General features: G+C 65.2%; 17 protein-coding genes. 16 read left to right on the forward strand and 1 reads right to left on the reverse strand.

Annotated features, from left to right (window positions below; all coding sequences use genetic code 11):
- The first annotated feature begins 6 nt into the window (after positions 1–6).
- Together PSEK12I1_RS0110410 and PSEK12I1_RS0110415 are read left to right on the forward strand one after the other, a co-directional pair.
- Positions 7–621: a glutathione S-transferase N-terminal domain-containing protein gene (locus tag PSEK12I1_RS0110410; RefSeq protein WP_027598348.1), complete on the forward strand. Its 615-nt coding sequence runs from the start codon at positions 7–9 to the stop codon at positions 619–621.
- Positions 622–632: 11 nt separating this feature from the next.
- Entirely contained in the window at positions 633–1,037 is a 405-nt protein-coding gene (locus tag PSEK12I1_RS0110415; RefSeq protein ID WP_007162414.1) for a ClpXP protease specificity-enhancing factor, read from the forward strand.
- A 93-nt stretch (positions 1,038–1,130) separates the two neighbouring features.
- Here PSEK12I1_RS0110415 and suhB read toward each other — a convergent pair whose 3' ends face one another.
- Positions 1,131–1,946, reverse strand: coding sequence for an inositol-phosphate phosphatase (suhB, locus tag PSEK12I1_RS0110420; RefSeq protein WP_027598347.1), 816 nt, complete (start codon positions 1,944–1,946; stop codon positions 1,131–1,133).
- 140 nt (positions 1,947–2,086) lie between these two features.
- Here suhB and trmJ point away from each other — a divergent pair, with 140 nt between their 5' ends.
- The 14 genes from trmJ to ispG all read left to right on the forward strand — a co-directional run bounded on the left by trmJ (position 2,087) and on the right by ispG (position 13,096).
- The gene (gene trmJ, locus PSEK12I1_RS0110425) at positions 2,087–2,875 is read left to right on the forward strand and encodes a tRNA (cytosine(32)/uridine(32)-2'-O)-methyltransferase TrmJ (protein ID WP_027601478.1); all 789 of its coding nucleotides are present in this window, start codon (positions 2,087–2,089) and stop codon (positions 2,873–2,875) included.
- Positions 2,876–2,959: 84 nt separating this feature from the next.
- Positions 2,960–3,457: a Fe-S cluster assembly transcriptional regulator IscR gene (gene iscR, locus PSEK12I1_RS0110430; protein WP_027598345.1), complete on the forward strand. Its 498-nt coding sequence runs from the start codon at positions 2,960–2,962 to the stop codon at positions 3,455–3,457.
- Between the two features lie 31 nt (positions 3,458–3,488).
- The gene (locus PSEK12I1_RS0110435) at positions 3,489–4,703 is read left to right on the forward strand and encodes an IscS subfamily cysteine desulfurase (RefSeq protein WP_007162418.1); all 1,215 of its coding nucleotides are present in this window, start codon (positions 3,489–3,491) and stop codon (positions 4,701–4,703) included.
- Between the two features lie 29 nt (positions 4,704–4,732).
- The gene (iscU, locus tag PSEK12I1_RS0110440; RefSeq protein WP_007162419.1) at positions 4,733–5,119 is read left to right on the forward strand and encodes a Fe-S cluster assembly scaffold IscU; all 387 of its coding nucleotides are present in this window, start codon (positions 4,733–4,735) and stop codon (positions 5,117–5,119) included.
- A gap of 9 nt (positions 5,120–5,128) precedes the next feature.
- Entirely contained in the window at positions 5,129–5,452 is a 324-nt protein-coding gene (iscA, locus tag PSEK12I1_RS0110445) for an iron-sulfur cluster assembly protein IscA (RefSeq protein ID WP_007162420.1), read from the forward strand.
- A gap of 8 nt (positions 5,453–5,460) precedes the next feature.
- Positions 5,461–5,982, forward strand: coding sequence for a co-chaperone HscB (gene hscB, locus PSEK12I1_RS0110450; RefSeq protein ID WP_027598344.1), 522 nt, complete (start codon positions 5,461–5,463; stop codon positions 5,980–5,982).
- Between the two features lie 45 nt (positions 5,983–6,027).
- Entirely contained in the window at positions 6,028–7,887 is a 1,860-nt protein-coding gene (gene hscA / locus PSEK12I1_RS0110455; RefSeq protein WP_027601479.1) for a Fe-S protein assembly chaperone HscA, read from the forward strand.
- Positions 7,888–7,894: 7 nt separating this feature from the next.
- Positions 7,895–8,233, forward strand: a complete 339-nt coding sequence (fdx, locus tag PSEK12I1_RS0110460) for an ISC system 2Fe-2S type ferredoxin (RefSeq protein WP_007162423.1) — start codon at positions 7,895–7,897, stop codon at positions 8,231–8,233.
- 11 nt (positions 8,234–8,244) lie between these two features.
- Positions 8,245–8,445 carry a Fe-S cluster assembly protein IscX gene (gene iscX / locus PSEK12I1_RS0110465; protein WP_007162424.1) on the forward strand — a complete coding sequence of 67 codons (201 nt, stop codon included), beginning with the start codon at positions 8,245–8,247 and terminating at the stop codon, positions 8,443–8,445.
- 91 nt (positions 8,446–8,536) lie between these two features.
- Positions 8,537–8,968, forward strand: a complete 432-nt coding sequence (ndk, locus tag PSEK12I1_RS0110470; RefSeq protein ID WP_007162425.1) for a nucleoside-diphosphate kinase — start codon at positions 8,537–8,539, stop codon at positions 8,966–8,968.
- A 93-nt stretch (positions 8,969–9,061) separates the two neighbouring features.
- Positions 9,062–10,201 (forward strand): 23S rRNA (adenine(2503)-C(2))-methyltransferase RlmN, encoded by a 1,140-nt coding sequence (gene rlmN, locus PSEK12I1_RS0110475; RefSeq protein WP_007162426.1) that lies wholly within the window; start codon positions 9,062–9,064, stop codon positions 10,199–10,201.
- 10 nt (positions 10,202–10,211) lie between these two features.
- Positions 10,212–10,982 carry a type IV pilus biogenesis/stability protein PilW gene (gene pilW, locus PSEK12I1_RS0110480; RefSeq protein ID WP_007162427.1) on the forward strand — a complete coding sequence of 257 codons (771 nt, stop codon included), beginning with the start codon at positions 10,212–10,214 and terminating at the stop codon, positions 10,980–10,982.
- The gene (locus PSEK12I1_RS0110485) at positions 10,979–11,956 is read left to right on the forward strand and encodes a helix-turn-helix domain-containing protein (RefSeq protein ID WP_027601480.1); all 978 of its coding nucleotides are present in this window, start codon (positions 10,979–10,981) and stop codon (positions 11,954–11,956) included. The genes pilW and PSEK12I1_RS0110485 overlap by 4 nt, the downstream gene beginning before the upstream one ends.
- Before the next feature lie 27 nt (positions 11,957–11,983).
- Complete coding sequence (gene ispG / locus PSEK12I1_RS0110490; protein WP_007162429.1) at positions 11,984–13,096, forward strand: flavodoxin-dependent (E)-4-hydroxy-3-methylbut-2-enyl-diphosphate synthase; 1,113 nt, start codon at positions 11,984–11,986, stop codon at positions 13,094–13,096.
- The last annotated feature ends 12 nt before the right edge of the window (positions 13,097–13,108 follow it).

Consider the following 13,108-nt stretch of genomic DNA (forward strand, 5'->3'; position numbering starts at 1 on the left):
GGACCCATGGGCGCCATAACCCGCCTGACATGTTTCCATGATCCCGAGGATCACTACAGCCACCGGATCCGTCTGATCCTGGCGGAAAAGAACGTCGAGTGCGAGCTGATCGCCGTGCGTCGGGGCGAGTGTCCACGGCAGCTGGCCGAGCACAATCCCTATGGCACCGTGCCGACGCTGATGGATCGCGACCTGGTGCTCTATGGCACCGAGGTGCTCATGGAGTACCTCGAGGAACGCTATCCGCATCCGCCGCTGCTGCCGGCCTATCCGGTCACCCGTGGCCAGTCGCGACTGCTGATGCACCGCATCGGCCGTGACTGGTGCAGCCTGGTGGACGCCATCCTGCAGGCCGCGCCGGGCGCCGACCTCGCCACCGCGCGCAAGGAATTGCGGGAGAGCCTGACCGGCGTGGCGCCGATCTTCGCGGAAAAACCCTTTTTCCTGAGCGACGACTTTTCCCTGGTGGACTGTTGCCTGCTCCCCCTCCTGTGGCGCCTGCCGCGCCTGGGCGTCGAATTGCCCCGGGCCGCCAAGCCGCTACAGGACTACATGGATCGCATGTTCGCGCGCGACAGTTTCCGATCCAGTCTTTCGGTCACCGAGCGTGAGATGCGCTAGAGGAGAACCCCATGAATTCCAGTCGCCCCTACCTGGTCCGCGCGCTCTACGAGTGGATCGTGGACAACGACTGCACGCCCCATCTGCTGGTCAATGCCGACTACGCCGAGGTGCGCGTGCCGCCGGGCTATGCCAACGACGGCCAGATCGTGCTGAACGCCTCGCCCAGTGCCGTGCGCGACCTGCACATGGACAACGAGGCGGTGAGCTTCAATGGCCGCTTCGGCGGCGTGGCCTACAACCTCTACGTCCCGATCGGCGCCATCCTGGCCATCTATGCCCGGGAGAACGGCCAGGGCATGGTCTTCGACAGCGAGCCCAGCCCGCCGGATGACCAGGGCCCCGACACTGGCGGCAGCAAGCCCGAGGCGCCCAAGCCGGCACCGGCGCGGCCGAGTCTGAAAGTGGTCAAGTGATCCTGCCGGCCTGCCGCGAAGTCTCTTTGCGGCAGGCAAGAAAAAGCCCCTGTCGGCATGGCCGGCAGGGGCTTTTTCGTAAGCCAGGCGAACTCAGCGCTTGAGCGAGGCCGGCAGGTGCGGCTGGATCTGGGTCAGCAGGCCGCGGAAGCACTTGGGGTTGCCGGCGACGATGTGGCCCTTCTCGAGGAAGTCGTGGCCACCGTTGAAGTCACCGATCAGGCCACCGGCTTCCTGCACCAGCAGGGCGCCTGCGGCCATGTCCCATTCCGACAGCCCCATTTCCCAGAAAGCGTCGAAACGACCGGCGGCGACATAGGCCAGGTCCAGGGCGGCGGAGCCGGCGCGGCGGATGCCGGCGGTCTGGCCGATCAGGCTGCGGAACATGCCCAGGTAGTTGTCCAGGTGATCGACGTCATTGGCACGGAAGGGGAAGCCGGTACCCAGCAGCGCGCCTTCCAGGCTGCGCCGGTTGGTGACGCGGATGCGGCGACCGTTCAGGGCGGCACCACGGCCACGGCTGGCGGTGAATTCTTCCTGACGCACCGGATCCAGGACCACGGCGTGCTCCAGGCGGCCCTTGTACTTGCAGGCGATGCTCACCGAGAAGTGCGGGACGCCACGGAGGAAGTTGGTGGTGCCGTCCAGCGGGTCGACGATCCAGACGTAGTCGGCGCCTTCGCCTTCGCCCGCCAGGTAGCCGGATTCCTCACCGTAGAAACCGTGGGTGGGGTAGGCCTTGCGCAGGGTGGCGAGGATGGTCTGCTCGGCGGCCCGGTCGACTTCGGAGACGAAGTCGTTGGCGCCTTTTTCGTCGACGGCGATCACGTCCAGGCGCTCAATCGAACGGAAAATCAGTTCACCGGCGCTGCGGGCCGCGCGCAGTGCGATGTTCAGCATGGGCTGCATGGATAAATCACCTGGGTTGTATAAGGAAAGCCGGCAATGATAGCAGACTTCGCGGCGCTGGAAGGGGTATTCGTGGCAAGCGGGCGCGTGTGGGCGTAGTATACGGCGCCGATTTCCCGCGTCCGCTCGAGGATAGCCACGTGCTGAACAACATCCGCGTCGTTCTGGTCAATACCAGCCATCCCGGCAACATCGGCGGTGCCGCCCGGGCAATGAAGAACATGGGCCTGTCGCGCCTCTATCTGGTCGATCCCGAGGATTTTCCCAGTGGCGAGGCCAATGCCCGCGCCTCCGGGGCCAACGACGTGCTCGACGCCGCCCTCGTCGTCGACACCCTGGAAGAGGCCCTGGCCGGCTGCAGTCTGGTGCTGGGCACCAGCGCCCGCGATCGCCGCATCCCCTGGCCGCTGCTGGATCCGCGCGAATGCGCCACCACCTCCCTGGCCCAGGTGGAGCAGGGCGGCGAGGTGGCCCTGGTGTTCGGTCGCGAATACGCCGGCCTCACCAACGAGGAGCTGCAGCGCTGCCACTACCATGTGCACATCCCCTCGGACCCGGCCTTCGGCTCGCTCAACCTCGCCGCAGCGGTCCAGGTGCTGGTGTACGAGGTGCGCATGGCCTGGCTCGCGGCGCAGAACCAGCCGACCAAGATGAACAAGGTCGAGGCCACCGCCATGCTCAACACCCAGCCGGTGACGGTGGAGGAGCTGGAGCTCTATTACGAGCACCTGGAGCAGACCCTGGTGGAGATCGGCTTCCTCGATCCGGCCAAGCCGCGTCACCTGATGAGTCGCCTCCGCCGCCTCTATGGCCGGGCCGGCATCAGCAAGCTGGAGATGAACATCCTGCGCGGCATCCTCACCGAAACCCAGAAGGCCGCCCGGGGCGAATCTCATCCGCGGACTATCCCCCCGATAGATAATGCCTGAGTGATTTGGTCGGTTTTAAAGTTGACCTTTTTTGTCGGGAATCCGATAATCGGGGTCATCCGATGCAACCCGCTCGAGTTCGTCATGAGACTGACCACCAAAGGCCGCTATGCCGTAACCGCCATGCTCGACCTGGCGCTGCATGCCCAGCGGGGCCCGGTGTCGCTGGCCGACATTTCCGAGCGGCAGGGCATTTCGCTGTCCTATCTGGAGCAGCTGTTTGCCCGGCTGCGCCGCGGCTCGCTGGTCAACAGCGTACGCGGTCCCGGCGGCGGCTATCAGCTGGCGCGCGACATGGGCGGTATCCATGTCGCCCAGGTGATCGATGCCGTCAACGAATCCGTGGATGCCACCCGCTGCCAGGGCAGCGGGGGGTGTCACCAGGGTGATACCTGCCTGACCCACCACCTCTGGTGCGACCTGAGCGATCAGATCCACACCTTCCTCAGTGGCATCACCCTGGCCGACCTGGTCGCCCGCAACGAGATCCAGCAGGTTGCCAAGCGTCAGGACACCAAGGTCTGTGCCAGCAAGCAATCGCCTTTAGCGGTCGAAAAAATCGAAGCGTCCACCATCGACTGAGCAGAGACGCCCGTCTGATTAGGAGTAACCGATGAAATTGCCGATCTACCTAGACTATTCCGCCACCACGCCCGTCGATCCGCGCGTCGCTCAGAAGATGAGCGAGTGCCTGCTGGTGGACGGCAACTTTGGCAACCCCGCATCGCGCTCCCACCTGTTCGGCTGGAAGGCCGAGGAAGCCGTGGAAAACGCCCGTCGTCAGGTGGCCGAACTGGTCAACGCCGACCCGCGCGAGATCGTCTGGACCTCCGGTGCCACCGAGTCCGACAACCTGGCCATCAAGGGCGCCGCGCACTTCTACCAGAACAAGGGCAAGCACCTGATCACCTCCAAGATCGAGCACAAGGCGGTGCTGGACACCACCCGCCAGCTCGAGCGCGAAGGCTTCGAGGTCACCTACCTCGAGCCGGGCGAAGACGGCCTGATCACCCCCGAGATGGTCGAGGCGGCCCTGCGTGACGACACCACCCTGGTGTCCATCATGCACGTCAACAACGAGATCGGTACCGTCAACGACATCGCCGCCATCGGCGAGCTGACCCGCTCCCGTGGCGTGCTCTTCCACGTCGATGCCGCCCAGTCCACCGGCAAGGTCGAGATCGATCTGGAAAAGCTCAAGGTCGACATGATGTCCTTCTCGGCGCACAAGACCTACGGTCCCAAGGGCATCGGCGCTCTCTACGTCCGCCGCAAGCCGCGCGTGCGTATCGAGGCCCAGACCCATGGTGGCGGTCATGAGCGTGGCATGCGTTCGGGTACCCTGGCGACCCACCAGATCGTCGGCATGGGCGAAGCCTTCCGCATCGCGAAGGAAGAGATGGTCCAGGAAAATGCCCGCATCAAGGCCCTGAGCGATCGCTTCTACCGGCAGTTCGAAGGCCTGGAAGAGGTCTACCTGAATGGCAGCCTGATCCACCGTGTGCCGCACAACCTGAACCTGAGCTTCAACTACGTCGAAGGCGAGTCGCTGATCATGGCGCTCAAGGACCTGGCGGTTTCGTCCGGTTCGGCCTGTACCTCGGCCTCCCTGGAGCCGTCCTACGTCCTGCGCGCCCTGGGCCGCAACGACGAGCTGGCGCACAGCTCCATCCGCTTCACCTTCGGTCGCTTCACCACCGAAGAAGACGTCGACTATGCCGCGAGCAAGGTCACCGAAGCCGTCAACAAGTTGCGTGAATTGTCTCCGCTGTGGGACATGTTCAAAGAAGGCGTAGACCTGAGTCAGGTCGAGTGGCAAGCCCACTGACCCACCCCCTGATGAGTGAGGATTGAACCATGGCATACAGTGAAAAGGTCATCGACCACTACGAAAATCCGCGCAACGTCGGCAAGTTCGACGCGGCCGATCCGGATGTCGGCACCGGCATGGTCGGCGCTCCCGCGTGCGGCGACGTGATGCGCCTGCAGATCAAGGTCAACGAGCAGGGCATCATCGAAGATGCCAAGTTCAAGACCTATGGCTGCGGCTCCGCCATCGCCTCCAGCTCCCTGGCCACCGAGTGGATGAAGGGCAAGAGCATCGAGGAAGCGGCGTCGATCAAGAACAGCATGATCGCCGAAGAACTGGCCCTGCCGCCGGTGAAGATCCACTGCTCGGTACTCGCCGAAGACGCCATCAAGGCGGCGGTCAGCGACTACAAGCAGAAGAAAGGCCTGCTCTGAGGAGGAACCATGGCGATCAGCATGACCGAGTCCGCCGCCCGCCACGTGCAGCGTTCCCTCGACGGACGCGGCAAGGGTGAGGGCATCCGCCTGGGCGTTCGTACCACGGGCTGCTCGGGACTGGCCTACGTACTCGAGTTCGTCGATGAATTCGCGGCCGAGGATCAGGTGTTCGAAAGCCATGGCGTCAAGGTCATCATCGACCCCAAGAGCCTGGTCTACCTGGACGGCACCGAGCTGGATTTCGTGCGTGAAGGCCTCAACGAGGGCTTCAAGTTCAACAATCCCAACGTGCGTGGCGAGTGTGGCTGCGGCGAAAGCTTCAACATCTGAGGCCCGCCATGGGTAAGCCCTGTCACTTCGCCCTGTTCGAGATCAGGCCCGCCTTCGAGATCGATCAGGCGGGTCTGGCCTCGCGCTATCGCGATCTGGCCCGCACGGTCCATCCGGATCGCTTCGCCGATGCGCCGGAGCGCGAAAGACGCCAGGCGCTGGAGCGGTCGGCCGAGCTCAACGAGGCCTATCACGTGCTGCGCGCTCCGTCGCGCCGCGCGCGCTATCTGCTGGAGCTCGAAGGGCACGAGATGCCGCTCGAGGCGACCATCCAGGACACCGACTTCCTCATGCAGCAATTGCAGTGGCGCGAGGAGTTGGAAGACCTGCAGGACGCCGGCGACAGCGCGGGCATTCCCGCCTTCCGCCAGCGCCTCAAGGATGCGCAGCGTGACATCGAGCAGGCCTTCGCCGCGATCTGGCAGGATCCCGCCCAACGCGAGTCTGCCGAGCGCTTGGTCCGTCGCATGCAGTTTCTCGACAAGCTGGCCAGCGAGATCCGCCAGCTCGAAGAGCGTCTGGACGATTAATCACAGGTGTCGCTCCGGCACCGACAACCATAAGCCGACTAGCCAATGGCTCTATTGCAGATAGCCGAACCCGGAATGGCGCCCAAGCCGCACCAGCGCAAGCTGGCGGTGGGCATCGATCTGGGCACCACCAATTCCCTCGTGGCCGCCGTCCGCAGTGGCGTGGCCGAGACCCTGCCCGATCTGCAGGGCGAGGTGATCCTGCCGTCCGCCGTGCGCTACGCCGCCGCTGGCGTGGAGGTGGGGGCGGGCGCCAAGGCCGCTGCCGCCCAGGACCCCTTCAATACCATTCTTTCCGTCAAGCGCCTCATGGGGCGTGGCATCGCCGACGTCAAGCAGCTGGGCGAGCAGTTGCCCTATCGCTTCGTCGCCGGTGAATCGGAAATGCCCTTCATCGATACCGCTGCCGGGCGCAAGAGTCCGGTAGAGGTCTCCGCCGACATCCTGCGGGTGCTGCGCGAGCGCGCCGAAGCCACCTTGGGTGGCGAGCTGGTCGGCGCCGTCATCACCGTGCCGGCCTACTTCGACGATGCCCAGCGCCAGGCGACCAAGGACGCGGCCCGCTTCGCCGGCCTGAATGTCCTGCGCCTGCTCAACGAACCCACCGCGGCGGCCGTGGCCTATGGCTTGGACCGGGGCGAGGAGGGCGTGGTCGCCATCTACGACCTGGGGGGCGGCACCTTCGACATCTCCATCCTGCGCCTGACTCGCGGCGTCTTCGAAGTCATGGCCACCGGTGGCGACAGTGCCCTGGGCGGTGACGACTTCGATCACGCCATCGCCGGCTGGATCGTCCAGCAGGCCGGGTTGTCCAGCGATCTGGATCCGGGCACCCAGCGCCGCCTGCTGCAGAGCGCCTGCGCCGCCAAGGAAGCCCTGTCGGCCGCCGAGCGCGTCGAGGTGAGTCACGGTGACTGGTCGGGCGTGCTGGACCGCAGCACCTTCCAGGCACTCATCGCACCCCTGGTCGCGCGCAGCCTCAAGGCCTGTCGCCGTGCCCTGCGCGATGCGGACGTGGAGCCGGCGGATATCCGCGCCGTGGTCATGGTCGGCGGTTCCACCCGCGTGCCCTATGTCCGTGAGGCCGTGGGCGAGCTGTTCGACTGCACCCCGCTCACCGACATCGATCCGGATCGCGTGGTCGCCATCGGCGCCGCCCTGCAGGCCGATTCCCTGGCCGGCAATCGTGCCGGCGAAGAATTGCTGCTGCTGGACGTCATCCCGCTGTCCCTGGGACTCGAGACCATGGGCGGCCTGATGGAAAAGATCATTCCGCGCAACACCACCATCCCGGTGGCGCGGGGTCAGGACTTCACCACCTATCGCGACGGCCAGACCGCCATGCTGGTGCATGTGCTGCAGGGCGAGCGCGAGCTGGTCAAGGACGCCCGTTCCCTGGCGCGCTTCGAGCTGCGTGGCTTTCCGCCCATGGTCGCCGGGGCCGCCAAGATCCGCGTCACCTTCCAGGTCGATGCCGACGGCCTGCTCGGCGTCAGCGCCCGCGAGCTGTCCAGCGGCGTGGAAGCCAGCGTCCAGGTCAAGCCGTCCTATGGCCTGACCGATGGCGAGATCGCCAACATGCTGCAGGACTCCTTCCGCCATGCCGGAGACGACATGCAGGCCCGCGCGCTGCGCGAGCAGCAGGTCGAGGCCCGGCGGCTGATCGAGGCAGTCACCGCCGCGCTGGCCGCCGATGGCGAGCGCCTGCTGGACGCCGAGGAGCGTCAGGTGATCGAGCTGGAAATCGGCCGGCTGGCCGAGCTGCTGGATGCCACCGACCTCCAGGCGCTCGAAGACCAGACCAAGCGTCTTTCTCACGTAACCGATGCCTTCGCCGCCCGGCGGATGAACGCCTCGGTCAAGGCGGCCCTGGCGGGTCGTCGTCTCAACGATATCGAGGAGTAGTTCCATCATGCCGCAGATCACCCTGCTGCCCCACGCCGAGCACTGCCCCGAGGGCGCGGTCTTCGAAGCCAGCGAAGGCGAAACCATCATCGCCGCGGCCCTGCGCAACGGCATCGACATCGAGCACGCCTGCGAGATGTCCTGTGCCTGCACCACCTGCCACGTGGTCATCCAGGAGGGCTTCGACTCCCTCGAGCCTTCCGATGAACTCGAGGACGACATGCTGGACAAGGCCTGGGGCCTGGAGATGCGTTCGCGCCTGTCCTGCCAGGCGGTAGTTGGCAGCGAAGACCTGGTGGTGGAGATTCCGCGCTACACCATCAACCAGGTTTCCGAAGGTCACTGAGGACAGCTGTCATGGCACTGAAATGGACCGATGTGCTGGATATCGCCATCGAACTCAATGACGCCCATCCCGACGTGGATCCGCGCTACGTGAATTTCCTCAAGCTGCGCAACTGGGTCGTGGAGCTGCCGGAATTCGACGACGATCCCCAGCGGGGTGGCGAGAAGGTGCTGGAGGCCATCCAGGCCGCCTGGATCGAAGAGTCCGCCTGACGCATCGCCCGTACCGCGCTACGCTTTTCACCGGGACCCGCGTATAATCCGCGGGTTTCGTTTTTGCTCTATTCCCACATTCGGAGTTCACATGTCTGTTCAACGTACCCTGTCGATCATCAAGCCCGATGCCGTATCCAAGAATGTCGTCGGTGAGATCGTCACCCGCTTCGAGAAGGCTGGCCTGCGCGTCGTCGCTGCCAAGATGGTCCAGCTGTCCGAGCGCGAAGCCGGTGGCTTCTACGCCGAACACAAAGAGCGTCCCTTCTTCAAGGACCTGGTCTCCTTCATGACCTCCGGTCCGGTCGTGGTCCAGGTGCTGGAAGGCGACAACGCCATCGCCAAGAACCGTGAGCTGATGGGCGCCACCGATCCCAAGAAGGCCGACGCCGGTACCATCCGTGCCGACTTCGCCGTCTCCATCGACGAGAACGCCGTCCACGGTTCGGACTCCGAAGCGTCCGCCGCTCGCGAGATCTCCTACTTCTTCGCAGCCACCGAAGTCTGCGAGCGCATCCGCTAAGGATGAGCGCTGGCCAGGGAAGCGGCCAGCCCGCCTTCCTGGCACCGCCCGCGCCCTGCGCGGGCTTCAAACAGATTTCGTCGAGGTGATCCCATGACCACAGCCACCGATAAGGTCAATCTGCTGGGCCTGACCCAGCCGCAACTCGAGTCGTTCTTCGAGTCCATCGGGGAGAAGCGCTTTCGCGCCGGCCAGGTCATGAAGTGGATCCATCACTTCGGCATCGATGATTTCGACGCCATGAGCAACCTGGGCAAGGCGCTCAAGGAAAAGCTCAAGGCCGCCGCGGAGATTCGTGGCCCCGAGATCGTCAGCGAAGACATCTCCCGCGACGGCACCCGCAAATGGGTGATCCGCGTCGCCTCCGGCAGCTGCGTCGAGACCGTCTATATCCCGCAGAACGGCCGCGGTACCCTGTGCGTGTCGTCCCAGGCCGGTTGCGCCCTGGACTGCAGCTTCTGCTCCACCGGCAAGCAGGGCTTCAACAGCAACCTCACCGCCGCCGAGGTGATCGGCCAGGTGTGGATCGCCAACAAGTCCTTTGGCAGCGTGCCCGCCAAGATCGACCGTGCCATCACCAACGTGGTGATGATGGGCATGGGCGAGCCCCTGCTGAACTTCGACAACGTTGTCGCCGCCATGCGCATCATGATGGACGACCTCGGCTACGGCATCTCCAAGCGCAAGGTGACCCTGTCCACCTCGGGCGTGGTGCCGATGATCGAAGAGCTGGCCAAGCAGATCGACGTCTCCCTGGCGCTGTCGCTGCACGCGCCCAACGACGAGCTGCGCAACGAGCTGGTGCCGATCAACCGCAAGTATCCCCTGGCCATGCTGCTCGACGCCTGCCAGAGATACATCGGCCAACTGGGCGAAAAACGCGTCCTGACCATCGAGTACACCCTGCTCAAGGACGTCAACGATCTGCCCGAGCACGCCCTGCAGATGATCGAGCTGCTGCGCAACGTGCCCTGCAAGATCAACCTGATTCCCTTCAATCCCTTCCCGCACTCCGGGTACGAGCGGCCGAGCAAGAACGCCACCCGCCGCTTCCAGGAGCTGCTGCAGCAGGCCGGTTTCAACGTCACGGTGCGCACCACCCGCGGTGACGACATCGATGCCGCCTGCGGCCAGCTGGTGGGCCAGGTCATGGACCGCACCCGCCGCAGCCAGCGCTATATCGCCGTTCGCCAGCTCGACGGTGCCGAAACCGTAACGCCGCTCCAGGGCTGAGGGCGCGACCATGGCGATCACGCGCTTTGCGGCTGTCGCGCTCGCCCTGGTGGTCGGCGGCCTCGCCGGCTGCGTGACCGAGGGCGACCGCAATCCCATGGATACCCGCCAGGGGCGGATGCAGGCCCGTGATGCCTACATCCAGCTCGGCCTCGGCTATGTTCAGCAGGGCAACACCGAACAGGCCAAGGTGCCGCTGAAGAAGGCGCTGGAACTGGATTCGTCCAGCGCCGACGCCCATGCCGCCCTCGGGCTGGTGTTCCAGGCCCAGGGCGAGACCGACCTGGCCGATCAGGAGTATCGCCTGGCCCTGCGCGAGCGGCCCCGCGATGCCCGCATCCTCAACAACTATGGCAGCTTCCTCTATGAGCAGGGGCGCTACAAGGATGCCTACGAACGTTTCACCCAGGCCGCCGAAGACAGTCTCTACCCCGAGCGCGCCCGGGTGTTCGAGAATCTCGGCCTGACCGCCCTGCGACTCAATCAGGTCGACTTGGGCAAGGAAAATCTGGAAAAATCCCTGCGGCTGGATCGCAATCAGCCCAGGGCCCTGTTCGAATTGGCTCAACTGGCCTACCAGACGCGCGACTATGTGCCGTCCCGGAGCTATTACCAGGCCTTCAGCCAGCTCAGTCCCCAGGATGCCCGCAGCCTGTTGCTCGGGATCCGCCTCGCCGAGGTGTTCAATGATCGCAACACCGCCGCGAGCTATGCCCTGCAGCTGAAGCGCCTCTACCCGAACTCACCTGAATATCGTCAACTTCAGTCGGAGCAGAAATGACCGCAGTGCAATCCGAAGCGGTACACGCCGGACGGGGCAATCCCGGTGAGATCTTGCGTCAGAAGCGCCTGTCGCTTGGCTGGAGCCAGGCCCAGGTCGCCCAGAATCTCAATCTCAGCGAGCGCATCATCGAGCAGCTCGAGTCCGGCAACTATCAGCAGATGCCGGGGCACACCTTTGCCCGCGGCTATACCAAGGCCTACGGCAAGCTGCTCGGCCTGGACCAGGTCGAACTGGTGCGGACCTTCGACGGCTACACCGGCACCGATGCCAAGGGCAGCACCGTGCACAGCCTGGGGCGTCTCGACGAGCCGGTGCGGTTGTCGCGCAATGTCCTGAGATTCGTCAGTTTCATCCTGGTGGTGCTGATCATCGCCATGGGCCTGTTCTGGTGGCAGGAGCGCAGTCGCCAGGCCTCCAGCGCCAGTGCCGTGAGCATGGAGCATGTCGAGGTCGAGGGCGCCGACGGCAAGACCGAGATCCATCCCATCGACGAGCCGGAAGAACAGCCCCCGGTCACCGCCCAGCAGCCGGCCGCCACCCTGCCGTCCCCGGTGGGCACGCCGACGCCGGATGCCAATGCCGTCGCCGCCATGACCGCCCCGACCGCTGCGCCCACCCCGGCCCCGGTCACGGGTTCGACCTCGCCAGCGCCCACGGCACCCGCCGCCGCGACCCCGGCCGCGCCGGCCAGCGCCCCTGCCGCGGCGCCCGTCGCCGGCAGCGACAACCTGAACATCCGCTTCACCGCCAATTGCTGGACGCAGGTCAGCGACGGTAACGGCAAGATCCTCTTCAGCGGCGTGAAGAAAGGCGGCGAGAGCCTCGAATACGCCTCGATCAAGGCGCCGGTGAACATCCGTCTCGGCTTTGCCCGCGGTGCCCAGATCTCCTACAACGGCCAGGTCGTCGACCTCGCGCCTTACACCAAGGGCGAGACCGCCCGCATCAAACTCAGTCAGGCCGGACAATGACGTCCGGCGACCCCATGGGAAACCAGCATGCATAGCGAATCGCCCATCAAACGTCGGTTGTCCCGCAAGATCTGGGTCGGCTCGGTGCCGGTCGGCGGCGATGCCCCCATCGCCGTGCAGAGCATGACCAACACCGAAACCTGCGACGTCGACGCCACCGTGGCGCAGATCCAGCGCCTGCAGGACGCCGGTGCCGACATCGTGCGCGTCTCGGTGCCCGACATGGACGCCGCCGAAGCCTTCGGTCGCATCAAGCAGCGAGTCAGCCTGCCGCTGGTGGCCGACATCCACTTCGACTACAAGATCGCCCTGCGCGTGGCCGAACTGGGCGTGGACTGCCTGCGCATCAACCCCGGCAACATCGGTCGCGAAGACCGGGTCCGGGCGGTGGTCGACGCGGCCCGCGAGCGCGGCATTCCGATCCGCATCGGCGTCAACGCCGGTTCGCTGGAAAAGGACCTGCAGAAGAAATACGGCGAGCCCACCCCGGAAGCCCTGGTGGAATCGGCCATGCGCCACGTCGACCACCTGGAGAAGCTGGACTATCCGGACTTCAAGGTCAGCGTGAAGGCCAGCGACGTCTTCATGGCCGTGGCCGCCTACCGCCAGTTGGCCACCCGCATCGAGCAGCCGCTGCACCTGGGCATCACCGAAGCCGGTGGCCTGCGTTCGGGTACGGTGAAGTCCGCCGTGGGCCTGGGCATGTTGCTGGCCGAAGGCATCGGCGACACCATCCGCATCTCGCTCGCGGCCGATCCGGTCGAGGAGATCAAGGTCGGTTTCGACATCCTGAAATCCCTGCGCCTGCGTTCGCGCGGCATCAACTTCATCGCCTGCCCGAGCTGCTCGCGGCAGAACTTCGATGTGGTCAAGACCATGAACGAGCTGGAAGGGCGCCTGGAGGACCTGCTGGTGCCCCTGGACGTCGCGGTGATCGGTTGCGTGGTCAACGGCCCCGGCGAAGCCAAGGAGGCCCATGTCGGCCTGACCGGGGGTACGCCCAACAACCTGGTGTACATCGACGGCAAGCCGGCCTCCAAGCTGAACAACGACAATCTGGTGGACGAGCTGGAAGGGCTCATCCGCCGCAAGGCGGCCGAAAAGGCCGAAGCGGATGCCGCGCTCATCGCGCGCAGCTGAAAGATCAAGGAA

This window comes from Pseudomonas sp. MOIL14HWK12:I1, from assembly GCF_000510705.1.
Classification (GTDB): domain Bacteria; phylum Pseudomonadota; class Gammaproteobacteria; order Pseudomonadales; family Pseudomonadaceae; genus Chryseomonas; species Chryseomonas oryzihabitans.